The sequence below is a fragment of the Metabacillus schmidteae genome (genome assembly GCF_903166545.1).
Taxonomy (GTDB): domain Bacteria; phylum Bacillota; class Bacilli; order Bacillales; family Bacillaceae; genus Metabacillus; species Metabacillus schmidteae.
In genome coordinates this window covers 834,582-860,595 of the sequence record NZ_CAESCH010000002.1, presented here as the reverse complement: position 1 = coordinate 860,595, position 26,014 = coordinate 834,582, and the positions used below count along the sequence as shown (strand labels likewise).

Genomic DNA, 26,014 nt, shown 5'->3' with positions numbered 1-26,014 from the left:
TATGATATATTCTTCATTATAAAGGGTTATTAAGGACTGTTTCCTTACACTTATCAGATATAAATCTATAAAAATCAGACTATCTTTGTATAAACTAAGAAATATAGACTAAATGAGGTATCAAAGAATAAGCACCTACCCATATAAGAAAATAGATAGGTGCTTTGGATTTTTTTCTTATTTTATTAGCTTTTTTTATACACTAACTGCTGGTCATCAATCTCGTAAACGCAATCCGCCACTCGATCAGTAAACACATGATCATGTGACACAAGAATGACCGTACCTTCATATGCTCTTAAAAACCTCTCCAATGCTTCAATACAATAAACATCTAAAAAGTTAGTTGGTTCATCTAAGACCAGCACATTATATCTTCCTAAAAATAACTGACACAATTCAAGTCGAATTGCTTCACCACCACTTAAGTGTTGAACATCCTTTTTCAAATCATTGCCAGAAAAATTCATAGAATGCAAGACAGACCGAATTTTACTTTCTTCATAGTCACTTCTTTGTTTCATATATTCTAGTACTGATTCACTCTTACTAAATTGATAGGCCATTTGCTCATACACACCGATTACCGCTTTAGGAGAAATCACCATCCCCTCTCCCCGCTTTAAGATATGTTGTAAAAGAGTGGTTTTTCCTGAGCCATTTTTTCCTTTAATCACAATAATTTGTCCTAACGAAAATTGGAAGCTGGCTTCCTGAAGAAGTGTCCTTTCTCCAGCTTTTATTGTGACCCGTTCACCCATAATCGGATATTTATTGTGCATGCTAAGAGCTGGTGGTTGATGAAAGCGAATAGGTTGTTCAATCTTTGGAGGTTCAAACCTTTTTAATTGTTCAACCCTCTGTTCAATTGCTTTTGCTGCACGCTGAACCGCTTTTTGGCTCGTGTCTTTTGACTTTGTCATAAACATTTTATTTGCTTTTGCTTTCGTTTCCTTTTTCGATATATGCCCATTGGCTTGTGTTATTTTATCGGCCTTTTTCATTTTTTCATCCGCAGCCTTTAATAATCTTGTTTTTTCCTTTACATAGTTCTCGTGTTGCTCTTGTTGTTGTTTTCGTTCCAGTTCTTTTTGTGAAATGTAGTCTGAGTAGTTCCCTGTGTATTCTGTCACATATCCATCTTCAATTTCCCAAATTTTTGTTACAAGTTTATTTAAAATATATCGATCATGACTTACAAGCACAAGTGCTCCATAATAATAGGTCAGTTCGTCGATAAAAAATTGTTTACCTTCTTCATCAAGATGTGTTGTTGGTTCGTCAATTAACAACCCTTCATGATAGGTTGAAAATAGTTGCGCTAATTTCAACCTTGTTTTCTCTCCACCACTAAATTGCTCAATTCCTCTTTTAGGGATTGAAAATTTTCCTATTAGTTCAAAGTCTACATCTTTTTCAACTGGAAGTGATAATTGATCAAAATACTCGAAGCTTGCATATTGCTTCATATGACCTTTGTCCGGCTTGATTTGACCATTCAACAATTTTAGCAGTGTAGTTTTTCCTGCCCCATTCTTGCCAACAATACCGATACGGTCAAACTGATGCACAGCTAACCTTGGGATTTGTAACACCAATCGATCTAAAAATGAAAGTTCTATATTTTCTAATTCAAGACATACTTTTTCCATCTCTCTATTCCCCCACTTTATTAAAAAATAAAAAATCACAGGTAATCTGCCTGTGATTTTAGGGTAAAGGGATATAGAACAATCCTTATTTAAGTTAAAGATAACCTGAGAGCATCAGCAATAAACCTTCCTTTTTGATGACAAAAGAAGGTTGCTACATGCATAAATAAAGAAAGGCAGAACGATCCGCCTTTCTCATCATTAACACATTTCATACTATCAAAAGGATGAATGATCACCTGATCGTATAAAACACATGTGAAATATGAAATGAAGATTATTAAAAAAGGACAGACTGATCCCGTTTACCCTGTTCACAGAACAGAGCCTTTGAACGTATTCAATTACTGGTTCAAAGTTGGGAATCGTAGTCTCATCGAATGTGTCATTTTTTAATAATCCTCCTATTTTTTGAAGTACAGTGATCATTATAAAATCTCTTCTCAAAAAAGTCAAAAGTAAAATCCTTCATTTTATTGATTCCTCGTTAAATCTGATATCTTGGTTAATTCCACTTTTCCGATTGTAAAATAAAACGGGGATGGAAATGGAGGCAGCTTTTTCATTTTAAGATTATTTTTGGCTATTTGAAGCCAATTCCGTTCGCTATGTAATCCTGTGAAAAACATATATAAGGTATTTTCGTCATCTTCTGATTCCCCGTAATGACCACAGGGACTTCCGATTCCATTTTTGTACCAGTTTTCACCTTTTTTAGCATCAAGAATTATTTGTGGTGTTTTAGACCAATTCGCCCGATCTCCATTAGGTTTATCTCCCTTTAATAACCATAATCCCTGCATAGGAAAAGGAGAACGTCCATATAAATTGGTACTTCTGCAAACAGCCATTTCATAGCCATATGTGTTTGATTTATGTACTGAAGCATCATAAAAATTTTCATCTTCCAAAAACAATGGGATCGGTTTAGACCAGTTATCTATTCCATCGTCACTTTCGGCATACATCATAGTATAGTTTGGGTACCCACTTCTCCCGGTCTCTTGCTTTGTTGTGACATACCAAGCTCTCCACTTTCCTTCTATATATCTGATCTTAGGTTCGAGGACATTAGGAGAATCTTTTGTACCTGTTAGTATTGGATTCGGATGACGTACCCAACCATCCATCGTTTTTTCAAACATTCCGATAGAATACGGCGCTTGATTATCCACCACTTTATTAGAGGCTCTTCCAGTATAGTAAACTCTCTCAATTTCTGTACCGTCTTTCCCTATTCCACAAACATAGCATGGAGTGTGAAATCCATAATAGTCCCAGCTTCCTTTTTGCGAGTTTTCTCCGAGCGGTTTTGCTTTATTTTCATTATTTTCACAAGTTGTGATTCTCCAATTATTACTGCTTAACGGTTCCCCAACCGGAAGTGTAGCAGTAAATATATTATTTTTAAAATTTGTTTGAAAACCGCCAACAAACATCACCCATTGATTTTGGATTTTCACAACATGAGGATCACCAATTCCTAAAATATTGTGGAGTCCTTTATATTTATCAATTTGATCAAAGAGCTTAATTGTTTTTTGAATCACAAAATTCATACAGTTTCCCGCCTCAATATGTATTTCTGTTATTTTGTGAATTCTTCTACATGTTATTCTATTTTCAAGGCGTTTCTATTTTTCACCTTTCACATTCGCTCTAATTAGCTCAATATATTGTGTGTCTCCTAAACCATACTCTTTAAAATTTGCAAGAAGTAATAATAATAGTTCTTCTTCAGGTAATTCCCCATGCTTGTGAATATACATCATAAGGTCGCTGTCATAGTCAAGGTACTTTACATATAATTGTATTCCTTTTTGTAAAGAGTGAGGAAGCGTACGATCTGGAATTTGTTTTTGAATTAGTACTTGTTTGTAAATTCCCTTGTATCCCTTAGGATGAATAATTTGTTTATCAATAGGGTTGAACTCATCATCAACCAACACGAGTGTTACCGAAATTTGATAATCAATTTGATCTAGCCAGGCAAGAATGGTCAGTATATTAATTTGGCAGAACATGTCTTCATCAAACCATAATACTAATTTATCGAAGTTTTTACTTAATAGCGGTTGTAATGCTTTGATCGTGATGTTTTTATACTGATCAAGTGAAACGTTATGTACCTTTGAACGTGTTTCAACAAACTCAGCTGAGAAAATAGAAGAGGAAGTCTTTCCATAGCACATTGCTTCATTAAAAGAAATAATGTTTTCCCCCTTCAGGAATCCCTTCTCTTTGAAAAAATTGTACATAACCTGTCCATTAACGATATTAAGAGTGTTCGTTTTCATATTTTTTTCTCCCAAGTTTGTCGTTTTTAAGTTAAAAAAGAGGAAAATTTTTAGATTAACCCTAAAACATTTTCCTCAACTTCTCACTTATTTTGTGACACATATTCTTTTTGTTCTTTAAAATTCCGAATCCATTTTGCCAAATCCTCACGCTTTAACGGAGGGGAATAATAATATCCTTGTATACCTGGTTTTTCAGGCATGTGAGACAAGAAATTTACTTGTGCTTCTGTTTCAACCCCTTCGATAATAACATTCATATTCAATGAATGACAAAGGACAATGATCGCTTTAATAATAGCCGAATCTTTTTCCGATTCAGGTACTCCGTCAACAAATGACTTATCAATTTTCACTGTTGTGATGGGAAGCCTTTTTAAATACGATAAAGATGATAGGCCTGTCCCAAAATCATCAAGAGCTACTTTAAAGCCGTACTTCCTAAATTCACCTATTGAGTTTATCGCATTTTCTATATTGTTAATGACACTTGTTTCGGTTATCTCCAATTCCAGAAAATGACTGTCGATTTTATATTTAGAAACAGATTTCTTTAATACGTCCATTAAGCGAGGTGAAGTGATATATTGACCCGGAATATTAATAGATACTCCTCTTAGCGGGTAATGGTTTTCAATCCAAACAGCCATTTCCTGACAAACCTGTTCAATGATCCAATCTGTTACATCCGTAATTCTCCCATTTTCCTCTAACGCGGGGATAAAAACACCTGGTGAGATAAACCCATAGGAAGGATGTTGCCAACGTAACAAGGCTTCCGCTCCAATGATTTCCTTGTTCGAGCCGATTTTGGGCTGATACACGATAAACAGTTCGCGATCATCCATTGCTTTATCAATATCTTGTATAATACTTCTTTCAAACGAATATATGTGAACAGTTGGATCATATTCAATGACTTCATGCTTATATTCAATGGATGAGTGCTGAAGGACTGCTGTTGCGTTTGAAAAAAGCTGCATTTTCTCTCTTTCACGATCACCAGTTGAAAGCGCACATACCATATCAATCACAAATGTATGATTTGCTATTTCAATAGGTTGCATAAGTTCAAACATTATTTTTTCTAAACTCTCCTTAAACTGTTCATAATAATGCTGACCTGTAATCAGAAGAGCAAAGCGATTTCCTTCAATTCTATAAGCATCAGCCAGCTCTGGTTTGTGTTGAATGATCTTTTGTCCAACCTCTTTAATCATTTTGTCTCCAAATGTATAGCCATAACCACTATTCCATTTTTCCAAGCTATGTAAGTGAATAATAGCTAAGCTTCCATGAGAAAATGGCATTTCCAGCTTTTTTTCAAACTGTCTTCTATTTGGGAGTAGAGTTAATGCATCGAAATAATTTAAGCGATAATCAACATATCGATCAAGAATACTAGATAACCCTGAAAAGGTAAGAAAAATACTAATTCCTATTGTAACAAATAGAATAAGAAGAGGAATATTCATTGAATGAGCATGTTGAGTGTGTTCCATTAATTCTGTCTCACCATAAAACACAACCGCTGACATTCCCGTATAATGCATACTTGCAACAGCAAGCCCCATAATAATAGAAGTAATAATCTTAATCACCAGGTTTCTAGTAAACCTTCGCATCGTTGAAAAAATATAAAGTGCTACATACGAAACGATAATCGCAATCAAGACAGATGCGATAAAAACCAATGGCTTATAAACAAATTTTGCCTCCATTTTCATTGCTGACATTCCGATATAGTGCATGGACGCTATTCCAAGTCCCATCGTAATTCCTGCAATTATATATGACCACTGATTTTTATTTTTTTTATTTGAAATATAAAAAGCTAAATATGATGCAAAAACAGCAGGAAATATAGAAATAATTGTTTGGATGATATCATATTCCATCGATACAGGAAGCATAAACGCACTCATTCCAATAAAATGCATGGACCAAATTCCCATCCCCATTGCAATGGAAGCTAATGCTAACCAGAAATTACGACTAAAAAAACTGTTCTGCTGAATCCTTTCATTCATAGAAAGAGCTGTGTAAGAGGCCAAACAGGCAATTACAACAGATAATAAAACAATCCAAGTTGTATATTCTCCTTCTAGGATAATCATGGTGTCTGAATTTGGTAGAATAAACATTTTTATGACCTCTTATTTTAAGATAAATTTCTAGTATATATATCGGTTGCATTTGGGATTCTTTTAGTTTTATATATATAGAAAAAAGAACGGGTTTCTCAAGAGAAATTCCGTTCTTTCAAACTACTAATTCAGATTATTTTTCTCCCCATTTGACCTAAGGCAAAATGGATACCATGTTGTAACGATTGGAAACAGTCATATTGAGAAAAATTAATTGCAGACCGGGAAATCGCAATGCTTAACTCAGGTGTAATCCCAACCAGAATTGTTTTTGTTCCTATTAATGAAGAAGCTGCACCAATACTTTCTATTAAACTAGCTGTATGATCACTTATTTCCAGATCAAGACCAGTTAAATCAAGAATGAGATAATTCGCTTTGTGTGCAGGGAGATTGTTTAATGTATTTGAGACCAGATCCTCTGCACGGTCCATCTCATATGATCCGATAAGGGGAACAACAACGATTCCCTCCAGTACTGGAATAATTGGCGAAGAAAGTTTCTTTACTAAATCCTGAAGCTTTCCTGTTTTTTCTTCCACCAATCTCTCTAAATATTGAATTTGTTCGGATTCTTTTTTTCTAGCAAGCTCATGTATATTAGAAGATATATTGATGTCTGAAGGAAAGTATTCAATGATACTACATTCATTCCCATCCAGTTGGTGTTGGATCGTTTTATACCATATATTCGTACCTAATAGTCCTGTAAAAATCCCTGCAAAATGAGCTGGAAGAAAGCTTCCTCCTTGCGTTTTCATCTGTGCAAGATTAATTTTATGCTCCCAGGTATCTTTTAGATAAACAGACAAGGTCTTAGTCTGATAGTTAAGGTCTTTCACTTTAATTTGTCCCCATCCAGCGGATGCATATGTAGTAGTGATGGCTGTTGCAGCATCTTCAACACTTAATTCCTTCATTCTTTCGAAATATTCCCCAACCACTACACCTTGACGAAAACCAGTTGTTTCAAACACTAAGTTTGAAGCTTCTTCACCTGAAATTTCTTCAATTGTATCAAAAAAGGATTTCATGGCAGTTGAAATCCAAAAAAGAACTGCCTCCTGCCCCTCAAATTGAAATACACCTTTTTCAATATCCCAGTTAAATTCGAATCCTTCTATTATCGCTTGTCTGTCACCAGCCACGTTTAAACCACCTTTTCACTTCTCATTTAGCAATCTTAATTATAATATGCTTCCTATGGAAATTCCAATAGAAGGGATATCCAAACAAATACATTAAGACAATCACCTATCCCAATTCATATGAATATTGTGTACTGTGATAGGAGGTTTTAAAATGGAACTCCTGAAAAGGGACTCACTAATCAAAGATACATTGCCTTCTTGGAAAAGAGATGCACTAGATAAGTTCGAAGCTAAAATGATGGATAAAGACAAGCCGTTTCCATGCATTCCTGCTACACAGGGATTTTCCTTAAATCATTTGCAATACGGATTTGTAGGGGACCCTAGAGAAGACTCTTCTTCCCAAGAGCTGGCAGAATTGCTTTCATCTTATACATTGCATTCCAAAGAGCTTGGAAAATACACATCACTCATTGTCTTTTTCGAGACTCCACCCGACTTATCAACTACCTATAATGTTGAAGAGTTCGAACAGCTATTTTGGAAGCAGCTTAATAAGTTAACTGAGTTAGACTTGGTTGAATGGCCACATCACATTCCCCCTGATCCAACTCAACCTGCTTGGGAGTTTTGCTTCCATGGAGAACAATATTTTATGTATTGTGCCACTCCGGCTCATAAAAATCGATTAAGTAGGTCATTTCCATATTTTATGCTTGCAATAACTCCTAGATGGGTGCTTGAATTATTCAATTCTTCTCCATCTTTCTCAAAGAAAATTAAAGAAAATATCAGAAAACGATTAAGCAAATATGACTCTGTTTCAGTTCACCCTGAACTTAATACGTACGGAAATTCAGATAATTTTGAATGGAAGCAATATTACTTGCATGATGATGACACAACCATATCAAAGTGCCCTTTCCATAAATTTATAGGTGTATTTAAGAAAGAATAACTGACTAAACTTTCAAACACACATATCTTCCTCACCCTAAGGAAAACTTTATTGATTCTTTTGATAGGTAGATGCCTTTTGCGGGTGGGGAACAGCTTTTAGTAATATTCCTGAAAAACCAATACTTACTTTAATCCAAATCCAACTATATAATAGAGCAAAAACAAATACTGCTCCCACAATCTTACTATCTAATGCTGTAGAAACAGATGGTCCTAAAATAGGAAAATGAAAGATAGTCATCACACTAATGATTCCCATTGTTAGGGATAATGCTGCGAATACCATAACATAAAGTACATGTTTAAATCTTCGTAACCCAATTCCAATGCAAAGTCCTAATAAACCTGTTGTAAATGTAAAAATAATGATTTCACTAGGCTGAATAATACTTACTAATAATATAGTAGAGATAAATGCCATCATTCCAATTCTTATCGAGATCAATGTCGTTAGAATAATCGGCAAAGTTGCCAACATACTTAGGACATAACCAAAACCGACAAACAAGCCTGCTGATTGTAAAATAGCTGCTAAGGAAGCCATAATAGCCCCAATCATTAACTTCATTGTATAAGAATATTGATAAAGTGGCTCTATACCACTCAAATCCTGAGAAAAAAAGACACGGAAAACCTGTCTTATAAATGATTTCAATTTATACACCCCCTTACTAGGTAAATGCGAATCTAAAGGTTTATATACCGAATTCTTTCAAGTTCACTTGTCCTTTTTGTTCACTTAAAAAATAATTGAAGGACCTGCAGATACTTGAGCTTGCCCCAGTTCTGTAGATACCTTCAATCACTTAAACGTTTTCTTTGTAAAGAATTGAAATTGGTGCCATTTCTAACATGTATTCCTGTAACAATAATTGGTGCATTGTTTTCTCATGAACAACTTTAAAAGCAATCATCACAATTTCCTTTTGACCTAAAGAAAGACCCAGCTGTTCAGCAACAGCAAAAGCACCCATTGCTTGTTGATTTAGAATAATGAGCTTTCACTTGGCAACACGTTTTTATTTTCAAGGGATATGTATGTCTTTTATAACTAACACTACGTCTATATGAGATTTTTCGAAAGGAATGAGGAAACTGAGCCAGCTTTTTACACAGCCAGCATTATTCGTCTTAGATGTTCAGAAAGGGTTTGATGATCCATATTGGGGAAAGCGAAATAACTTACAAGCAGAAAACAACATCCAAACATTACTTACTGAATGGAGAAGACGTAACTGGACAATTATTTATTCACAACATTTGTCACTCGAACCACAATCTCCACTTTATTATAAAAACGCCAATGAAACAGAATTTATGGACATTGTAAGCCCCTTGCCTGGTGAAGTAATTATGCAAAAAAATGTAAACAGTGCCTTTATAGGAACACAACTGGAAAGCTATTTAAAAAGCAACCAAATTAAATCGGTCGTTATTACAGGATTGTCCACACAGCATTGTGTCTCAACGACAACAAGAATGAGCAGCAACCTGGGATTCCATACATTCCTTGTTTCAGATGCCACTGCAGCTTTCGAAATAACAGACCACACAGGGAAACGCCATACTCCTGAAGATATTCATCAATTTGAGCTGGCTGCATTACATAAAGAATTTGCAACGATTTTAACCACTAGTGAAGTGATTGAGCAACTGACTTAAATTTTGGTAAAAAAATAGTCCGAGTCTCTTAACGAGTGGCGGACTATTTTCCATTCTACATATTATTTCTTATCAATGATTTTCTCGATGAAAAAATGTTGCGTAATGTAGGAAAATTGATCAAGATAATACCAAATACAATGGTAATAGCTCCCAAACCAGTAACGATTGAAAAATGTTCTCCATAAAATAACACCCCTAAAGCCATTGCAATGAGCGGTGATATATAAAGCCATGTTGATGGAAATACAGGGTTTGTTTTTGAAATGAGCCAATAGTATAAGCTATGTCCTATCATTGATCCTGCAACAATTAAATAGATTAGCGATCCTGATGATGCGGGCTGATATAGTGCGCTAATTTGAATATCCTCTGTGAAACTTGCTAATACAAGTAAAAGAATCCCGCCATACATCATTTGTACAGCATTTAGGGCAATTGGAGAAGTTTCCTCAAATATCTTGGTCACTTTTCTTGTGTAAATGGTTCCCGCAGCATAAAAAACCTCTCCAATTAATATGACAACACAGCCTACTAACCATAAAGAGCTAATGTCCATTGAGACGCTCTGTTGCACAAGCAATACTACCCCTATTGTCCCAAGAACACACCCCAGCAAAGAGTTAATTCTTGCTTTTTCTCTTAACAGAAAACCTTGAATAAGAATAATCATCATCGGCCCTGTAGCTGATAATACCGCTGCGATTCCTGAGGTTACATATTGCTCAGCCCAATACAATGTAGAAAACGTCCCAAATGTCAAACCCACACCTGAGAAAAAAAGTTCCTTTCGAAATAATAAGTGAAATAATTTCTTCTCTCTCAGCAACATAAAACTAAAAATAAGAAAACCAGCCAGAAAAAACCGGACTCCTCCCGAAAAAAACGGTGTTAATCCTGAATCCACTCCAATTTTAATGGCTAAAAAAGTGGTACCAAATATAAAACACATAAAAAAATAATTAATGACGATCATCTCATTCTCCTCCTCTGCTTTATCTTAATAGAATTGGAATAGAACAGTTTGTTTTAAATAGAACAGATAGAAAAATAACATGGTAAAATCTTAATATGAGGGGGGAATGAAAGTGAAAAAAGCAAACGATAAAAAGGAGTATTTATTCCAACAAGTATATGAATATGTCCTAAACAACATTGAACGTAATGAATGGAAAAAGGATGATAAACTCCCTTCTGTTAGAAGCTTAGCAGATCAACTGAATGTTCACCGCCTAACTGTCTTAAGAGCATATCAGCTATTGAAACAACATAACAAAGTTTATGTGAAGGATAAATCAGGCTATTTCGTTATGTCAGAACGACCTATAGACACTAATAATAACGATCTCCCAATTGTTACAGCTTATAACCAAAAAAATCACTTATCTGATATTCATCAACATACTGTTTCATATAATTTTTCTCAGGCACTCATTGATCCTAATTTATTACCAAATCAATTTCTTTCAGATTATGTGAAAAAAGTATTTGATTTACACCCTAAAGTACTTGCAACATATTCAACTGTACAAGGTGATGAGGAACTTCGGGAGTCATTGACTCAATATTTTGGTAATCAGTATAAAACTCCGCTTCATAAGGATGATTTATTGATTACATCTGGTTCTCAGCAAGCCATTCATTTAATCTCTCAAGCTTTTATAAAGCCAAGAGACACCGTATTATTTGAGAGACCAAGCTACAGTGCAGCGATTGATGTATTTAGAGCTCGAGGGGCAAATATTGTTACAATTGACATTGGCCAAAATGGATATAATTTAGAGGAGGTTGAAAAGCAGATGAAGTTATTCAAGCCTCGCCTCTTTTACCTGAATCCTACTTTTCATAACCCCACCGGAATGACAATTCCTCCTGAGCAACGTAAAAAACTGGTGGATCTAGCAGAGAAATATAAATGCCTGCTAGTTGAGGATGATGCGTATTATGATATATATTTTCATCAACCCCCTCCACCACCCATTTATACTTATGATACAGCTGGTATTGTTATATATGTTCGGAGCTTTTGTAAATATATATCACCCGGGTTGCGGGTCGCAGCAATTATTTGCCAATCACAAGCTACAATGAAATCTTTATTAGCTTCAAAATCACTAATAGATAACGGTTCACCACTTCTGAACCAGAAAATTTTTCTGCATTATTTTTCATCATTACGAATGCAACAGCATTTAGAAAAATTAAGAATCGCATTACAGATTCGAAAGGAAATTATGGAAGAAGAGTTAGCGGCAACGAGTTGGAAGTGGCTAAGCCCACAGGGTGGATTAAATTTGTGGATTGAACTGCCTGATGGAGTTTCAGCACAGGAATTGTACTCAAAGGCAATTGAAACTGGCATTTCCTTTGTACCCGGTGTGGTTTGTGATCCATTGGAGGAGTCAACTTCTTTCGTTCGGTTGAGTTATTCTTATGTAAGTGAAAACCAGATAAGGGAAGGAATTAGAAGATTACTTGACGTAATAAATGCCGGTTAAAATAAAGGGACTGTTTCAATTTTTAAATAGAAACAGTCCCATATTATCATACCATTACTTTACACATATCATTTGTAAATTCTACTGGATCCTGAATTGGTAAGCCTTCAATTAAGAGAGCCTGATTATATAAAAGGTTTGTATATAATTTCACCTTATCTTTATCTTGGTCAAAAGCATTTTTCAATGATTGGAATACTTCGTGATTGCTGTTAATTTCCAACACTTTTTCTGCCTTCACATTTTGGTTATCAGGCATCGCACTTAAAACTTTTTCCATCTCAATTGTTACTTCACCAACAGTTGATAAGCATACAGGATGAGATTTTAAACGTTTTGAGAGCTTTACATCAGATACTTTTCCTGCTAATACTTCTTTCATTAAATCAAAGAGATCTTTATTTTCAGTTTGTTCATTTTCTGTTTGCTTTTGATCTTCTTCTGATTCAATTCCCAAATCACCGCTTGAAACAGATTTGAATTCTTTTTCACTATATGTCATAAGCATTTTGATCGCGAATTCATCAATATCCTCAGTAAAGTAAAGAATTTCATAGCCTTTTTCAGACACCATCTCTGTTTGTGGAAGCTTTTCAATTCTTTCAACAGATTCTCCAGTAGCATAATAAATATACTTTTGATCCTCAGGCATTCTTGATACATAGTCATCTAGTGAAACAAGTTTTTTCTCTTTTGAAGAGTAGAATAGGATTAAGTCCTGTAGAACTTCTTTGTTACTTCCGAAATCATTGTATACTCCAAATTTCAGCTGTCTTCCAAAGGATTTATAGAACTCCTCATATTTTTCACGGTCATTTTTCATGAGGCTTTTTAATTCATTTTTTATTTTTTTGCTAATATTTTTCGCAATGAATTTTAATTGACGGTCCTGCTGTAAAATTTCCCTTGAAATATTTAGTGATAAATCTTCAGAGTCAACCATACCTTTTACAAAGCTGAAGTAATCAGGTAAAAGCTCTGCACATTTATTCATGATCAAAACACCGTTTGAATAAAGCTCAAGTCCTTTTTCAAATTCTTTTGAATAATAGTCAAAAGGTGTTTGACCAGGAATATATAGAATCGCATTGTAACGGACGGTGCCATCAACGTTGATATGAATATGTTTTATTGGTTTGTCGAACCCGTAGTGCTTTTCATGATAGAATGACTCATAGTCTTCATCCGTTAATTCACTTTTATTTTTTCTCCAGATTGGCACCATGCTGTTAATAACTTGCTCTTCTGTATACTCCTCTAATTCACCTTCTGTTCCCTCTTTTGGACGTTGTCCGGATACATCCATTTTAATTGGATAGCGAATAAAGTCAGAGTATTTTTTAATAATCGTTTTTAACGAATATTCTTCTAAAAATTCATCATAGCTTTCTTCTTCAGCGCTTTCTTTAATTTTTAGGATAATCTCTGTACCAACGGTATCTTTTTCGAATGGTTCAATTGAGTACCCTTCTGCACCTTCGGATTCCCATTTATATGCTTCATCACTTCCAAGTGCTTTACTAATAACAGTTACAACATCTGCAACCATAAACGCAGCATAAAATCCAACCCCGAATTGCCCAATAATATCGTGACCATCCTTTGATTCATTTTCCTTCTTAAATGCTAAAGAGCCGCTTTTTGCAATTACACCCAAATTGTTTTCAAGCTCGTCTTTTGTCATACCGATTCCAGTATCAGTAATTGTTAATGTGCGTTTTTCTTTATTAGCTGTAATTTTAATATAATAGCTATCTTTATCAAACGTTAGTGAATCATCAGTTAAAGCTTTGTAATAAATTTTATCAATTGCATCACTAGCATTTGAAATCAACTCCCTTAGAAATACCTCACGTTGAGAGTAAATAGAGTTAATCATCATTTCCAATAGACGTTTGGATTCTGCTTTGAATTGTTTTTTTGTCAATTTAACCTCTCCTTTCATGTTATGTACACTTTTTAACAAACACAATAATTAGCACTCTAAACACAAGAGTGCTAACATATACATTTTAATATCATATCATACTTTTTCTGTCAATACATGAAAAGGGCATAGGTCAATTTTTGAGGTCGTTAAATCAAAATTAAAAAATCCCTTTCAATTATAGAAAGGGATTTTTCTCAACACTATATATTAAACTAACACTGCTAGTCTTTCTTTCACTTCTTCTTCTGTTAATCCGTGCTCTGTTACATAACGGTTACGCTCATGGACACGGCATTCATGGCTGCATGCTCGTAAATATTTGTGTTCATTTTCTTCTGAGCATAGAATTTTTTTGTTACATTCAGGATTCCCGCAGTTAACGAATCGTTCACACGGTTCACCTGTGTAATAGTCTTTTCCAACAACTGTTGGCTCTACTCTATTTACAGGGACGATGAGTCTTTCATCGAACACATAACATTGTCCATCCCAGTCTTTCCCTTGTACTTCCGGGTCTTTTCCGTAGGTGACAATTCCGCCGTGAAGCTGTGCAACATCTTCAAAACCTTCTTGACGTAACCATCCGGAGAACTTTTCACAACGAATACCACCTGTACAATACGTAAGGATTTTCTTTCCTTCAAATTTTTCGCGGTTATCTCGAATCCACTCTGGTAATTCTTTAAATGTATTAATATCAGGTAAAATCGCATTTTTAAAATGACCAACAGCATATTCATAGTCATTTCTAGCGTCAATAATAACTGTATCTTCTTGCTGCATTGCTTCCTGGAATTCTTTTGGACTATAATACTTTCCTGTTAACTCCAATGGATTAACATCATCCTCTAAACGAAGTGTCACAAGCTCAGGGCGATGACGGACTTTGAGTTTTTTGAACGCATGTTCATCCTCTTCATCTATTTTATAAACCATATCGGCAAAACGAGGGTCTTTTTTCATATGTGCCATATATTGCTCTGTTTGTTCAACAGTGCCGGATAGTGTTCCATTGATTCCTTCATGAGCAATTAAAATTCTTCCTAATACACCAAGCTCTTTACAATACGCTAAATGCTCTTGAGCAAATTCCTCAGGATTTTCAATTGAAACATAGTGATAATATAATAAAACTCGATATTCTTTATTTTCCATTTAACTCTCACCTTCTATATTATATTTGCAAGATATACATACAGAGATGGTAACTTGCTGTTGCTGTTACATTTATCCAAAACTATAAAACGTAACATCTTATTAAAACAAAAAATTGATATAAATGCAAATGGTCTGATTTGGATGGTTTGTTAAAAGTAGATGTGAATACCGCACTATCTTCAATAAAGCTTAGTTAAAAAATGAACATTCCATCTCAAATAATGGCACTTTACCCCCATAAAACACAAAGATGTAAGAAATATTGTATAAAGATATGTCATTATGCTTTTTCTTATTTCAGACAGAGGAGGGCTAGGATGGAGACCTATGTGAAAGATGCGTTAACAGAATGGAAAGAAGAGATGCTCAAGCAAAAGATTGAACTTGATGAGGAGTATGAAAAAGTAAAAAATGAGCTACAAATTTATTCCTATAAATCCGGAATTACGAAACAAGTCATTCAGTCGACTATTAATGATGAAATTATCGAAACAATTAAAACAACCTATCAAGTTCCATTTGTGGAAAAATATGATGAACTAAAACAGTACATAAGAATATTAGATGAAAAAAGAAAAGTATTTCAAATGTTTGTGGATAAAATTGAAAAGGTTCGTGAATCTGGAGAAAATGATACTATTTAATTGACTAGAGAGGGTTATAAGCCTTCTCTTTTTTGATTCAACATTTTAAAATTGGTATGATTGGATTAACTTACCAATAATTCAAATGGAGTGATCATGTGTTGAGAAAAGCTGTCCTTTTCACGGTGTTACTTTTATTTCTTTCAGGATGTACGTACGGATCTCAAACGGAACAAATAGAAGATGTTGAAACAACAGGAAGTACAGTTGGAACACTTGCCAAAAATTTAGACATTCCTTGGAACATAGCAAAGGATAATCAAACCTTTTACCTTACTCAACGAGCAGGAAAAATAATAGAAATATCCGGAGAAACAACAAGAGAACAATCTTTATCACTTACAAAGAATGTCCATCATGAAGGAGAAGGTGGATTATTGGGCTTTGTATTAGCAGCAGATTTTTCAACTAGCCAAAAAGCATATGCCTATCACACCTATAAGGAAGAAAATGAAATAAAAAATCGTATCATCGTTCTTAAAAAAGAGGGAGATACATGGAGTGAAGAAGGTACATTAGTAGAGAATATCCCCGGGGGACGAATTCATAATGGCGGCAGAATAAAGATTGGCCCGGACAGTATGCTTTATGCGACAACCGGTGATGCAGGTAATCCAGACCTGGCACAAGATAAGCAGAGTTTGGCCGGTAAGATATTACGAATGAACCTGGATGGTACAGTTCCCGATGATAACCCACTCAAGTCATCTTACCTGTACTCTTATGGACATAGAAATCCTCAGGGCCTTGCATGGGATGAGGAAGGCAACCTTTATAGTACTGAGCATGGTCAAAGTGCCCATGATGAGATCAACTCCATAAAGCCCGGACAAAATTATGGATGGCCTCTTATTCAAGGGGATGAAGAAGAATCCGGTATGGTGAAGCCAATTTTTCATACAGGAGAGCAAACCTGGGCCCCATCAGGTATCGAGTATTGGAATGGAAGTCTTTATATAGCCACACTTAGAGGCGAAAAAATCCGTCGCTTTGACATTTCTTCAAAACAGGTTTCGGATTTTCACGAAGGTAGCGGCAGAATGCGTGATGTGTTAATCGAAGAAAATAGCCTTTACACAATCACAAATAACCGAGATGGCAGAGGAACACCTAAGCAAGATGATGACAAACTCCTAAGCCTTCCTTTAACAGCACGAGAGTATTAGAATTAACTGGAAAACCCCTCTTTCTAAAGTGGGGTTTTTACTGCGGACTCGGTCAGGGAAAATTAACCAATTAAGGGAATTATTATTGTAAAACTACCGAAGACCAGCTGAATTGGATATTGTTGGAACAGTTTGTAACCTTGCTAACATCTAGCTGTAACAACGTAAACAAACTGTTAAGTGCTTGTTCTTTTAAACTTTCTTTTTCGTGGTAAGATGAACTCATTGATTAGCACAACCGCTAACAAGGAGGTAAACACCATGAAAAGAAAAATGATTTCGTTCATCACATTTGCATCTTTGACAGTTGGATTTTCAGTACAAGCTGCTGCAGAGGAAATTACAGTAAAAGAAGGCGATACTTTATGGGATATTGCCGAGCAAAATGAAGTAGAAGTTGAACATATAAAAGAGTGGAATAACCTATCAAGTGATAAAATCCTTCCGGATGAACAATTAGTACTTAATGAAACTCACGAAGTAAAATTAGGTGATACTCTATGGGATATTGCCGAACAATACGAAGTAAATATAGACGAGCTTGAAAACTGGAATGACCTTAACTCCCACATTATTAAGCCGGGGGAAGAACTTATTATCAAGCATTCAGAAGCAGAAAAAGATGCAGCTAAAGAAGCTTCTAAACCTGCTACAACAGTAAAAAAGGTTGAAAAAGTTAAAAGTACAGAAACATCAGAAAGCTCAAAAACATCCGAAACAGAAAAAGATGGAAAAGAAATGACTGTTACGGCAACCGCTTATACAGCTAATTGTGAAGGCTGTTCAGGGACAACAGCTACAGGCATCGACTTAAATGCAAATCCTGATAAAAAAGTAATTGCTGTAGATCCCGCAGTTATTCCACTTGGCTCAACTGTTGAAGTTGAAGGATATGGAACTGCTGTTGCAGGCGATACTGGCGGAGCAATTAAAGGTCAGAAAATAGATGTCTTTATCCCTTCAAAATCAGATGCTGTTAACTTTGGTAGAAAAAAAGTAAAAATTAAAGTAATTGATAAGTAAAAAACGTAAAATGGTTGTGTTATCGTATGAGGATGAAAACTCATATTAGCTATATCATGTTTCAAAGGGCTGTCTCAATTGTGGCAGCTCCTTTCTATATAAAATACGATAATCTGAAATTAGATGTAAAAACATAGCTAATCATGTCAGGTATTGCACTATTACCGTTCTTTTTTTTATTACATAAAAAATCCTGTTGAGAATTGTAGATAAGTTTTTGAAGGAGATTTGAAAGATTTCTAAAATTAATTTACATAAGAAGAAAAGTAAATAAAAAGAAGGGTGGACATTGTACGTGAGAGATGATTTGACCTTACAACAACTTGCAGAAGGTGTTCCAAAATCACTTTTAAATGCATCTGATAAAGATATAGAGAGCTTCCAACATATTATTGAAGAAACAATAAAACTAAGAGAAGGACATAGAAATTTACAAAAGCTCATTAAAAACTTCTCCACAAACGGCATTCAGCGATCTTAACTAAAAAACGACCTACCGATTTTGGTAAGTCGTTTTTACTTTCATATTTGTTAATCAGTAACCTCTGTACTTAAACTTGTTGGAATTAATCCTACAGCTTCAAATACTTTACCCAGTTTCTCATCAGCTTGTGTGAATGTTTCGTTAGCAGCATCTAAAGAAGGGGCATCTTTTTCCAGCTCTTCTGCTTTCGTTTGATAAGATGCTGTTAAATCCTCAATAGCTGATTCAAGATCTGCTTTATGATCTGCTAATTCTTCAGGAATTTCAATCGTTTTTAATTCTTCAACTACTGCTTTAGCAGATGCTTCTGCTGATGTTTTCATTTCTGCTGTTGGCTCTTCCTCTGCAGATTCGTATGCATTTAAATCTCCATCATGTTCATTTATTGCCTTTGAAGTTGCCATGTAGAATCGCATCATTGCACTTTTAGCATTTTGTTCTTTATCTGCACCCTCTTCAGTTTTCGCATCTTCACTTCCTGTATTTTGTGATTCAGTTGTTTCTTCAGTATCTCCTGCACAAGCAGTTAATCCAATTGCAAAAACAAGGGCAGAAAATAAAAACCATAATTTTTTCATTTAAACTCCTCCAATTTTCGGAATAGTATGTAAAATGGTGATCACCCTTAAATTCCCAATTAATTGAATGATCTTCCACCTTTTGTATTATAGGATTTACCTAGGAGAATATCAACTGTTATTTCAAGAAAACATCATTCTTAACTTATAACTAAAGCACTCTCATGACCTTCATAGCATCCCTATACATCAGTCGTTATTTATCAAGTTCTACTAGGTTTTGAGTATACAAAAATTTAATCAACCAGTTGCCCAAAATAAAGATTATATATTATCCTCAAAAAATGAACAAAGATAATTTAGTACAAAACCACACTTTTCTCATAACTCCATGTCTGTCCCTTTCAAACAGATTTCACCCTTCATAGAATACATTAACACATAAAGGAAGGAGGGGATCTAATGGGCGGTTATAACAATGGAAGCAGCTTTGCTTTAATTGTCGTATTGTTCATCTTGTTAATTATCGTAGGTGCAGCTTATGTAGGCTACTAATTATCATTCCCTCACCTCATTACCTTCAATAGTTAGGAATCTTATGGGACATGGGATCCTCCTCAAAAAAGTAAAGGTCTTCGCTACCTCTAGAGCGAAGACCTTTATCTATTATTTCTTCTCATCATGATAAGATTAATTGCTATTAAAGTAAAACTGATAAAAGCTAATAAGGGAATTGTTATAAAACCTAGTAAGTTAATATACTCACCCGAACAAGGAATTCCACTTGTACATATTTCAAGTTTTTGCATAAACGGCAATTTCTGAAGGGAGTAATGATACAGTGAAATAACCATACCAATTACCGCTAACGGTATCCCATATTTATAAACAGTTCGATCTCCATAGTAAAACGCGACACCTAAAATGATCGTTAACGGGTACATAAGAATTCGTTGATACCAGCATAAAGTACATGGGACAAAATGAAAAACCTCGCTGAAACTCAGGCTTCCTAAAGTAGCTACAAGAGATACAATCCATGAAAAGAATAACGATTTATTCATTCCGGCCTATTCTCCTTCAATCGCTTCTTCAACCATTCCTTTAAGATCATTATAACTGTTTCCTTCGAATTTTTGTCCGTTCACATATATTGTAGGAGTACCTGTTATGTTTAAATCGTTTGCTTGCTTCATATCCTCTTCCCAGGCTGTTTCAGCTTCTTCCTGTTGAAAGGAAGCAACAACTTTATTAGCTTCTTCTTCAGTCACGATTTCTTTTAATGTATTCTCTAGAAACTCCTCTGTATAAACATCCATCCTTTCATATTTACTATCTTCCGGCTGACCCTCAAATAGTAAATGATGAAATTTCCAAAACACATCATTTCCTAGCTCCTTGTAAACGGCTTCTGCAAACTTAGCAGACCGAATAGAATCCACATTTATAAATGAATAATTTACAAAGTAAAATTTTGCAACACCAGTTTCTACAAAATCCTTCTGTATTTGTGGAACAAATTGTTCATGAAATTTTTTGCAAATAGGGCATTTATAGTCTCCAAATTCTACGATTTGAACTGGAGCATCATCTTTACCTAAATACGGTTGATTTTCAACTTGTAATGCCTCCACAGTCGTGCTTGAAGAGCTTGATATAAAAATCAAGGCAGCCATGCAAATAACAAAAGTACTAACTATCCAAACAATTAATTTTTGAGGTTTACTTTCTTTTTTCTTTTTAGAAGCCATCATTACACCTTACTCTCTTCTCTTTTTCCCTACCTTTGAATCCAATGATAAGTTTGATGCCGGATATAAAACAAAAAATAAGGACATAGCAGCATAAGCCAAATCTAACTCAAACCCTGTTCCTTGACCATTTCCCATAAACCCTGATGATAGTTTCACCATTAACGTTGCAACAATCATGATGATAAAAAACAGTCCTGAAATGTACCGTGTACCCAAACCAACAATTAAAAGTAATCCTCCAGCTAATTCAACAATAGCAACTATGTAAGCCGCAAATCCTGGTATTCCCATGCTATCAAACCAACCGGCTGTATTTTCAACACCACCTTGAAACTTTGCAAGTCCATGTATAAAAAAAGCAAAGCCCAGGTAAACTCGAAGAATTAATGTTCCTACTTCCAATTTCATTGTTAATCTCCTCTCATTTTAACACTACACACCGTAGTGTAACGGTGTAAAAAAATTCAATATACAAATCTACTGTCCACCTACACTACTCATTGTAGTGTAGGTGGACTTTTCGGTCAAGCTTAAAAATAAAATACTAAAGCATAATCATTAACAACATTAAAAATACAATCATATTGATGGAAACAATAATAGATATGAGCGGACATTTAACAGGTATAGAAAACTCAGGTTCTAGTAATTGTTTTATACGAAAATTTACAGTTCCATCTGAAAATGGGACTAAAACTGGAGCAGAGCTTCGATTATGAATACAAGTTTTGAGTAGTTTAAGTAAAGCACTACCAAGTCCTACCTGTGAACCCATGCGGTTAACCGCATATTCATCAGCAACAAGTTCCACCATTATTTTATAATTTTCATAACACCATTTTGTTAATGGAATATACCACATAACTTCAGAAATCAATTGTAAAATAAAGACTTTGAGAGGATCATTATATTTTTGATGTGCTGATTCATGATGAATGACAGCCTCGAGCTCAGTCTTGTCCAATAGTTCGATAAGATTTGTAGAAATGACAATGATAGGCTCCAAAAATCCTACTGTATAAGCAATAGGCTCTCCATGTTGAATAACATAAATATCCTCTTTACTACGATTAAATAGTCTATTAATTTTTTTCGTTTCAGTACGATTTAATTTCCGTTTTAATCTTATTTTTAATTTTGAAAAAAACAAAATCTGCCTCATGATTTTTATACAGACCATAATGAATGTCCAAGCTACAAACGAGTTGACTAAAAATAATACGATATGATAAAGCAAAGTATTGCCACTAAATAAACTAATACAAAGTTGAAATACATTGAAATGAATGAATGTTCCCAAGATATGATGATATAGGTACAACCCCATCTGTGTAAAAAGAACGATCGCTAAGAACAGGCCTAATCCAAAAACAATTAATGATTTATATCTCCATTTCATTGTTTCTTCCCTTTCTTTAGTTGATCAATTTTTTCTTCTAGTCGAGTTAGCAATTGTTGATCTACTTCTGTTAGGGAGTCCAGCATATGATTTACAACTAAACCACCGAACTCATCTAATAAATTATCTGTTAACTTTTTTGATTGCTCTTCAATAAATTCCGCTTTTGTTTTAACCGGGATAAAAAGGGAGGTTCGTCCTTCTATTCTTTTTTGAAGAATTCCCTTTTCCACAAGACGGTTCATTACCGTCATGACGGTATTAAAATTAATTGATTTCTCTTTCTCAAGCTGCTGTTGCACTTGCTTTATGCTTTTCTCAGAGCCTTCCCAAAGAATATCCATAATTTTAGCTTCTAAAGGTCCAAAAAAACGATTTAATCCCACTTGATCGAATCGGAAATTATTAATATTCATATTGATCTCACCTTCCATTACATATTGTAGTGTAAATATATTGAATAGGCAAGAAACTTGAAATTACTAATACATGTTTATATTAAAAAGGTTAAATACAGTTAAGGTTAAAATTAGTTCGTTCCATCTCGCTCCAGTCACTCCATGCGCCGGGGAGGAAGCTGAGCCTCCTCGGCTTCGCCTGTGGGGTCTCAGCCTTTCCTCACTTCCCGCAGGAGTCGAGTGTCTTCCGCTCCATTCCACTATAGCGTTAAAATAGTAATCCAAAGCAATAACCTTTGCGTATACTGCCATAAAAATAAGACCAACCCATCATTATAGGTTGGCCAATCTAGTATTAATGTGTTCCGGTTTTTAAAAGAGCTGTTTCTTCTTGATTTTTTGCCGTTTTAGATTGTACATATTTAGCTGTTATAATAACTGCTGCAATGACGAAGATTTCAAATCCATATTTCACAAAACCATTTTCAAATATACCACTTAAGAAGTGCTCGCCTACAATCATTTTTGAAGCAGTCCAAGCAAGTATACCTGCTCCGATTGTTACGATAATCGGGAAACGATCAATCCATTTTAGAATTAATGTACTCCCCCACATAACGACAGGCACAGAGATTAATAGACCTAAAACAACTAATAGCATATTTCCGTGAGATGCACCGGCTACTGCTAAGACATTATCAAGTCCCATTAAAGCATCGGCAATAATAACTGTTCGGAGTGCTGCCCAGAAGCTATCCCCGGCTTTTACATCGCCATGGTCATCATTATCAACGAGCAATTTGTAAGCAATATAGACTAATAATAGTCCGCCGACAAGGTGAAGACCCGGGATTTCCAATAACCAAACAACAGCTAAGGTTGCCACGATACGAATAATAATTGCTCCTACTGAACCCCATAAAATAACTTTTTTCTGTTGTTGTTTTGGCAAGTTTCTTGCCGCTAACCCGATTAAAATGGCATTATCTCCGGCTAAAACTAAATCAATCACAATAATAGATAAAAGTGCAGTGAGAAATTCCATTTCCATTAAGATTACCTCCTGGATATCTGTTTTTACTAGATTTATAAATAGCTATTATGCACAAATAAAAGAGACCTTTGCCTATAAGGCAAAGGTCTCGCTAAGCACAATGATATGCCAACAAAGCCGATGAACAAAGTTCATGTAATGACGACTTTGTTTCAGGATAATCCTGACGCTACTCCCCTTTACATTGGAAGCTTTCGCTATTAAATCTTATGTCATTATACTTTATACATGATATGTCTGTCTATTACTTTATCTTATTTATGTTTCAATTGGTTAATTATTTACTTTTAACATACTGATATTAAGGACACCTGTGACTACTAACCTTTTTATCATCGTTATTGTAAACATACACAAAAGGAATATATTTATACAAATAACCGTTTGTTATAAATAAGAACCATTACTATTTACAAATCGTAACTATTACGATATACTCTTTTTGTGAAAAGTGAAAAGGAGGATACATATGAGGAAAAAATGGATGTTTTTATTTGGTTTATTAATTGTCTTTACCCTTGCTGCATGTGGAGTAGAAAATGAGAATAATAGTGGAGAACAGAAATCGGCATCAACTGAACCGACGAAAATTTTCACTACGGTTTATCCCCTGCAATTTTTTGCAGAACAGATTGCAGGGGAAGAAGCTGAAGTTGAATCAATCCTGCCACCAGGGTCAGACCCCCATACATATGAGCCCACTTCTAAAGACGTAATGGCTATTGCTGAAGCGGATGCGTTTATAATGAATGGCGCGGGGCTGGAGGCCTATGCTGAAAAAATCGCTGAAGCTGTAGAGGCTGAAGATGTGACAGTTGTTGAAGCATCTGAAGGGATTGAGCTCAGTGAAGGTTCCCATGACCACGATCACGGACATGATCATGACCACGGAGATTATGACCCCCACGTATGGCTGGATCCAACCCGCTCCATTGAATTATCAGAGGATATTAAAGATTTATTAGTAGAAATGAAACCTGAAAAAGAGAAATTATTTAATGAAAACTTTGAAACTCTCAAGACTGACCTTGAAGCGCTAGATCAAGAGTTTTCCGCTGAATTGAAAGCAGCTACAGGCAATCATTTTATCGTCTCTCATGCGGCATATGGCTATTGGGAAGAAGCTTACGGTATACACCAGATTGCTGTTACCGGTTTGAGCCCTACGCAGGAACCGTCTCAGAAAGAACTACAGACACTTGTAGAGACTGCTAAAGAATACGGATTAAAACACGTCTTTTTTGAACAGAACATTACGACGAAAATAACTGAAGTCGTGAGGGATGAAATAGGTGCAGAAACGCTAAGGCTGCATAACCTGTCTGTACTGACAGATGAAGATATTAAAAAAGATGAAGATTATTTTACACTGATGAGACATAACCTGAAACAGCTGCTTACAGCATTGGAAGATGCACCTGCTATAGAACCCGAAGTACACGACCATGATCACAGCCATGAATTAGATGAAGAAGCTCAGAAGATTTATGATGGTTACTTTGAAGATGATCAAATTAAAGACCGGGACTTATCTGACTGGGAAGGTGACTGGCAATCCGTTTACCCTTATTTACTGGATGGTACCCTCGATGAAGTATTTGCTCACAAAGCAGAAGACGGAGACAAGACTGAAGAAGAATATAAAGATTACTATACAATAGGATATAAAACAGGCGTGGACCGTATCATTATTGAAGGAGATACATTCACATTCTTTGAAGATGGAGAAAAATCGTCTGGAAGTTATATCTATGACGGCTATGAAATTCTAAACTATGAAGCTGGAAACCGTGGTGTGCGCTATGTCTTCAAACTTGCTGACGAGCATGAAGGAAAGATGCCAAGCTATATCCAATTTAGTGATCACAGTATTGCCCCAACCGATTCATATCACTATCACTTGTATTGGGGTGATGACCGGGAAGCGTTGCTAGAGGAAGTCATTAACTGGCCAACCTATTACCCTTCTGACCTTAGCGGTGAGGAAATCGCTCATGAAATGATAATGCATTAATTTTTCCTCCCTCAGATAAGTACAATTCTATATCTTTTCTAATAATATAATATCCGGTCACCCCTTCTTGGGGGCCCGGATATTTTTATATATAAAAATATATTGTGTGAAAGCTGAGTCGTATCCATGCAACCTTAGCGATACATACTGCAACTGAGCGTTTAC

Annotated in this window: 27 protein-coding genes and 1 riboswitch; of the genes, 9 read left to right on the top strand and 18 right to left on the bottom strand. The window is 35.3% G+C overall.

Features of this window, described 5'->3' with window-relative positions:
• Window positions 1-185: 185 nt before the first annotated feature.
• The 6 genes from HWV59_RS24945 to HWV59_RS24920 form a co-directional block, all read right to left on the bottom strand.
• Window positions 186-1,652 carry an Msr family ABC-F type ribosomal protection protein gene (locus HWV59_RS24945; RefSeq protein WP_175640649.1) on the bottom strand — a complete coding sequence of 489 codons (1,467 nt, stop codon included), beginning with the start codon at window positions 1,650-1,652 and terminating at the stop codon, window positions 186-188.
• Window positions 1,653-1,996: 344 nt separating this feature from the next.
• Window positions 1,997-2,041, bottom strand: coding sequence for an erythromycin resistance leader peptide (locus tag HWV59_RS27585; protein WP_105980607.1), 45 nt, complete (start codon window positions 2,039-2,041; stop codon window positions 1,997-1,999).
• An 84-nt stretch (window positions 2,042-2,125) separates the two neighbouring features.
• Window positions 2,126-3,211, bottom strand: a complete 1,086-nt coding sequence (locus HWV59_RS24935) for a hypothetical protein (RefSeq protein WP_175640648.1) — start codon at window positions 3,209-3,211, stop codon at window positions 2,126-2,128.
• 75 nt (window positions 3,212-3,286) lie between these two features.
• On the bottom strand, window positions 3,287-3,949 hold the full coding sequence (locus tag HWV59_RS24930) for an AraC family transcriptional regulator (RefSeq protein ID WP_175640647.1): 663 nt from the start codon (window positions 3,947-3,949) through the stop codon (window positions 3,287-3,289).
• An 83-nt stretch (window positions 3,950-4,032) separates the two neighbouring features.
• Window positions 4,033-6,093 carry a bifunctional diguanylate cyclase/phosphodiesterase gene (locus tag HWV59_RS24925; protein WP_175640646.1) on the bottom strand — a complete coding sequence of 687 codons (2,061 nt, stop codon included), beginning with the start codon at window positions 6,091-6,093 and terminating at the stop codon, window positions 4,033-4,035.
• Window positions 6,094-6,224: 131 nt separating this feature from the next.
• The gene (locus HWV59_RS24920; RefSeq protein ID WP_175640645.1) at window positions 6,225-7,244 is read right to left on the bottom strand and encodes an STAS domain-containing protein; all 1,020 of its coding nucleotides are present in this window, start codon (window positions 7,242-7,244) and stop codon (window positions 6,225-6,227) included.
• A 154-nt stretch (window positions 7,245-7,398) separates the two neighbouring features.
• Here HWV59_RS24920 and HWV59_RS24915 point away from each other — a divergent pair, with 154 nt between their 5' ends.
• Entirely contained in the window at window positions 7,399-8,145 is a 747-nt protein-coding gene (locus tag HWV59_RS24915; RefSeq protein ID WP_175640644.1) for a YqcI/YcgG family protein, read from the top strand.
• Window positions 8,146-8,193: 48 nt separating this feature from the next.
• Here the strand turns inward: HWV59_RS24915 and HWV59_RS24910 are convergent, their stop codons facing one another.
• The gene (locus HWV59_RS24910; RefSeq protein ID WP_175640643.1) at window positions 8,194-8,802 is read right to left on the bottom strand and encodes a hypothetical protein; all 609 of its coding nucleotides are present in this window, start codon (window positions 8,800-8,802) and stop codon (window positions 8,194-8,196) included.
• Between the two features lie 151 nt (window positions 8,803-8,953).
• The gene (locus HWV59_RS24905; protein ID WP_235991894.1) at window positions 8,954-9,121 is read right to left on the bottom strand and encodes a hypothetical protein; all 168 of its coding nucleotides are present in this window, start codon (window positions 9,119-9,121) and stop codon (window positions 8,954-8,956) included.
• Between the two features lie 112 nt (window positions 9,122-9,233).
• On the opposite strand from HWV59_RS24905, the gene HWV59_RS24900 reads away from it, so the two are divergent.
• Window positions 9,234-9,809 (top strand): cysteine hydrolase family protein, encoded by a 576-nt coding sequence (locus tag HWV59_RS24900; RefSeq protein ID WP_102228745.1) that lies wholly within the window; start codon window positions 9,234-9,236, stop codon window positions 9,807-9,809.
• Between the two features lie 55 nt (window positions 9,810-9,864).
• Here HWV59_RS24900 and HWV59_RS24895 read toward each other — a convergent pair whose 3' ends face one another.
• The gene (locus HWV59_RS24895) at window positions 9,865-10,785 is read right to left on the bottom strand and encodes a DMT family transporter (RefSeq protein WP_175640642.1); all 921 of its coding nucleotides are present in this window, start codon (window positions 10,783-10,785) and stop codon (window positions 9,865-9,867) included.
• A 106-nt stretch (window positions 10,786-10,891) separates the two neighbouring features.
• On the opposite strand from HWV59_RS24895, the gene HWV59_RS24890 reads away from it, so the two are divergent.
• On the top strand, window positions 10,892-12,307 hold the full coding sequence (locus HWV59_RS24890) for an aminotransferase-like domain-containing protein (RefSeq protein ID WP_175640641.1): 1,416 nt from the start codon (window positions 10,892-10,894) through the stop codon (window positions 12,305-12,307).
• 46 nt (window positions 12,308-12,353) lie between these two features.
• Here the strand turns inward: HWV59_RS24890 and htpG are convergent, their stop codons facing one another.
• The gene (gene htpG, locus HWV59_RS24885) at window positions 12,354-14,234 is read right to left on the bottom strand and encodes a molecular chaperone HtpG (RefSeq protein WP_175640640.1); all 1,881 of its coding nucleotides are present in this window, start codon (window positions 14,232-14,234) and stop codon (window positions 12,354-12,356) included.
• Between the two features lie 210 nt (window positions 14,235-14,444).
• Complete coding sequence (trhO, locus tag HWV59_RS24880; protein ID WP_102228741.1) at window positions 14,445-15,392, bottom strand: oxygen-dependent tRNA uridine(34) hydroxylase TrhO; 948 nt, start codon at window positions 15,390-15,392, stop codon at window positions 14,445-14,447.
• A gap of 320 nt (window positions 15,393-15,712) precedes the next feature.
• Here trhO and HWV59_RS24875 point away from each other — a divergent pair, with 320 nt between their 5' ends.
• The 4 genes from HWV59_RS24875 to HWV59_RS24860 all read left to right on the top strand — a co-directional run bounded on the left by HWV59_RS24875 (window position 15,713) and on the right by HWV59_RS24860 (window position 18,709).
• Window positions 15,713-16,039, top strand: coding sequence for a hypothetical protein (locus HWV59_RS24875; RefSeq protein ID WP_102228740.1), 327 nt, complete (start codon window positions 15,713-15,715; stop codon window positions 16,037-16,039).
• A gap of 101 nt (window positions 16,040-16,140) precedes the next feature.
• Complete coding sequence (locus HWV59_RS24870) at window positions 16,141-17,205, top strand: PQQ-dependent sugar dehydrogenase (protein ID WP_175640639.1); 1,065 nt, start codon at window positions 16,141-16,143, stop codon at window positions 17,203-17,205.
• A gap of 261 nt (window positions 17,206-17,466) precedes the next feature.
• Complete coding sequence (locus HWV59_RS24865; protein ID WP_175640638.1) at window positions 17,467-18,228, top strand: 3D domain-containing protein; 762 nt, start codon at window positions 17,467-17,469, stop codon at window positions 18,226-18,228.
• 295 nt (window positions 18,229-18,523) lie between these two features.
• A complete protein-coding gene (locus HWV59_RS24860; RefSeq protein ID WP_102228736.1) occupies window positions 18,524-18,709 on the top strand; it encodes a hypothetical protein in 186 nt (61 codons plus the stop codon).
• Window positions 18,710-18,759: 50 nt separating this feature from the next.
• Here the strand turns inward: HWV59_RS24860 and HWV59_RS24855 are convergent, their stop codons facing one another.
• Window positions 18,760-19,290 (bottom strand): hypothetical protein, encoded by a 531-nt coding sequence (locus tag HWV59_RS24855; RefSeq protein WP_175640637.1) that lies wholly within the window; start codon window positions 19,288-19,290, stop codon window positions 18,760-18,762.
• 402 nt (window positions 19,291-19,692) lie between these two features.
• On the opposite strand from HWV59_RS24855, the gene HWV59_RS24850 reads away from it, so the two are divergent.
• A complete protein-coding gene (locus HWV59_RS24850) occupies window positions 19,693-19,785 on the top strand; it encodes a YjcZ family sporulation protein (RefSeq protein WP_102228734.1) in 93 nt (30 codons plus the stop codon).
• Window positions 19,786-19,889: 104 nt separating this feature from the next.
• Here the strand turns inward: HWV59_RS24850 and HWV59_RS24845 are convergent, their stop codons facing one another.
• The 6 genes from HWV59_RS24845 to HWV59_RS24820 all read right to left on the bottom strand — a co-directional run bounded on the left by HWV59_RS24845 (window position 19,890) and on the right by HWV59_RS24820 (window position 23,826).
• A complete protein-coding gene (locus HWV59_RS24845) occupies window positions 19,890-20,294 on the bottom strand; it encodes a disulfide oxidoreductase (RefSeq protein ID WP_175640636.1) in 405 nt (134 codons plus the stop codon).
• Window positions 20,295-20,300: 6 nt separating this feature from the next.
• Window positions 20,301-20,984, bottom strand: a complete 684-nt coding sequence (locus HWV59_RS24840) for a DsbA family protein (RefSeq protein ID WP_175640635.1) — start codon at window positions 20,982-20,984, stop codon at window positions 20,301-20,303.
• A 6-nt stretch (window positions 20,985-20,990) separates the two neighbouring features.
• Window positions 20,991-21,392 (bottom strand): DoxX family protein, encoded by a 402-nt coding sequence (locus HWV59_RS24835; protein ID WP_102228731.1) that lies wholly within the window; start codon window positions 21,390-21,392, stop codon window positions 20,991-20,993.
• Window positions 21,393-21,528: 136 nt separating this feature from the next.
• A complete protein-coding gene (locus tag HWV59_RS24830) occupies window positions 21,529-22,383 on the bottom strand; it encodes a M56 family metallopeptidase (RefSeq protein WP_102228730.1) in 855 nt (284 codons plus the stop codon).
• Window positions 22,380-22,799 (bottom strand): BlaI/MecI/CopY family transcriptional regulator, encoded by a 420-nt coding sequence (locus HWV59_RS24825; RefSeq protein ID WP_102228729.1) that lies wholly within the window; start codon window positions 22,797-22,799, stop codon window positions 22,380-22,382. The genes HWV59_RS24830 and HWV59_RS24825 overlap by 4 nt, the downstream gene beginning before the upstream one ends.
• Before the next feature lie 337 nt (window positions 22,800-23,136).
• The gene (locus tag HWV59_RS24820; RefSeq protein ID WP_102228845.1) at window positions 23,137-23,826 is read right to left on the bottom strand and encodes a TerC family protein; all 690 of its coding nucleotides are present in this window, start codon (window positions 23,824-23,826) and stop codon (window positions 23,137-23,139) included.
• A gap of 102 nt (window positions 23,827-23,928) precedes the next feature.
• Window positions 23,929-24,025: riboswitch (yybP-ykoY riboswitch) on the bottom strand.
• A gap of 279 nt (window positions 24,026-24,304) precedes the next feature.
• On the opposite strand from HWV59_RS24820, the gene HWV59_RS24815 reads away from it, so the two are divergent.
• Window positions 24,305-25,849, top strand: a complete 1,545-nt coding sequence (locus HWV59_RS24815; RefSeq protein ID WP_175640634.1) for a metal ABC transporter solute-binding protein, Zn/Mn family — start codon at window positions 24,305-24,307, stop codon at window positions 25,847-25,849.
• Window positions 25,850-26,014 lie beyond the last annotated feature (165 nt).

What these genes read in the sequence shown, in the direction of transcription:
- HWV59_RS24945 (WP_175640649.1), bottom strand. Translation starts at nt 1,652, where the DNA reads ATGGAAAAAGTATGTCTTGAATTAGAAAATATAGAACTTTCATTTTTA.
- HWV59_RS24935 (WP_175640648.1), bottom strand. Translation starts at nt 3,211, where the DNA reads ATGAATTTTGTGATTCAAAAAACAATTAAGCTCTTTGATCAAATTGAT.
- HWV59_RS24930 (WP_175640647.1), bottom strand. Translation starts at nt 3,949, where the DNA reads ATGAAAACGAACACTCTTAATATCGTTAATGGACAGGTTATGTACAAT.
- HWV59_RS24925 (WP_175640646.1), bottom strand. Translation starts at nt 6,093, where the DNA reads ATGTTTATTCTACCAAATTCAGACACCATGATTATCCTAGAAGGAGAA.
- HWV59_RS24915 (WP_175640644.1), top strand. Translation starts at nt 7,399, where the DNA reads ATGGAACTCCTGAAAAGGGACTCACTAATCAAAGATACATTGCCTTCT.
- HWV59_RS24905 (WP_235991894.1), bottom strand. Translation starts at nt 9,121, where the DNA reads ATGGGTGCTTTTGCTGTTGCTGAACAGCTGGGTCTTTCTTTAGGTCAA.
- HWV59_RS24900 (WP_102228745.1), top strand. Translation starts at nt 9,234, where the DNA reads ATGAGGAAACTGAGCCAGCTTTTTACACAGCCAGCATTATTCGTCTTA.
- HWV59_RS24895 (WP_175640642.1), bottom strand. Translation starts at nt 10,785, where the DNA reads ATGATCGTCATTAATTATTTTTTTATGTGTTTTATATTTGGTACCACT.
- HWV59_RS24890 (WP_175640641.1), top strand. Translation starts at nt 10,892, where the DNA reads ATGAAAGTGAAAAAAGCAAACGATAAAAAGGAGTATTTATTCCAACAA.
- trhO (WP_102228741.1), bottom strand. Translation starts at nt 15,392, where the DNA reads ATGGAAAATAAAGAATATCGAGTTTTATTATATTATCACTATGTTTCA.
- HWV59_RS24875 (WP_102228740.1), top strand. Translation starts at nt 15,713, where the DNA reads ATGGAGACCTATGTGAAAGATGCGTTAACAGAATGGAAAGAAGAGATG.
- HWV59_RS24865 (WP_175640638.1), top strand. Translation starts at nt 17,467, where the DNA reads ATGAAAAGAAAAATGATTTCGTTCATCACATTTGCATCTTTGACAGTT.
- HWV59_RS24855 (WP_175640637.1), bottom strand. Translation starts at nt 19,290, where the DNA reads ATGAAAAAATTATGGTTTTTATTTTCTGCCCTTGTTTTTGCAATTGGA.
- HWV59_RS24850 (WP_102228734.1), top strand. Translation starts at nt 19,693, where the DNA reads ATGGGCGGTTATAACAATGGAAGCAGCTTTGCTTTAATTGTCGTATTG.
- HWV59_RS24845 (WP_175640636.1), bottom strand. Translation starts at nt 20,294, where the DNA reads ATGAATAAATCGTTATTCTTTTCATGGATTGTATCTCTTGTAGCTACT.
- HWV59_RS24840 (WP_175640635.1), bottom strand. Translation starts at nt 20,984, where the DNA reads ATGATGGCTTCTAAAAAGAAAAAAGAAAGTAAACCTCAAAAATTAATT.
- HWV59_RS24835 (WP_102228731.1), bottom strand. Translation starts at nt 21,392, where the DNA reads ATGAAATTGGAAGTAGGAACATTAATTCTTCGAGTTTACCTGGGCTTT.
- HWV59_RS24830 (WP_102228730.1), bottom strand. Translation starts at nt 22,383, where the DNA reads ATGAAATGGAGATATAAATCATTAATTGTTTTTGGATTAGGCCTGTTC.
- HWV59_RS24825 (WP_102228729.1), bottom strand. Translation starts at nt 22,799, where the DNA reads ATGAATATTAATAATTTCCGATTCGATCAAGTGGGATTAAATCGTTTT.
- HWV59_RS24820 (WP_102228845.1), bottom strand. Translation starts at nt 23,826, where the DNA reads ATGGAATTTCTCACTGCACTTTTATCTATTATTGTGATTGATTTAGTT.
- HWV59_RS24815 (WP_175640634.1), top strand. Translation starts at nt 24,305, where the DNA reads ATGAGGAAAAAATGGATGTTTTTATTTGGTTTATTAATTGTCTTTACC.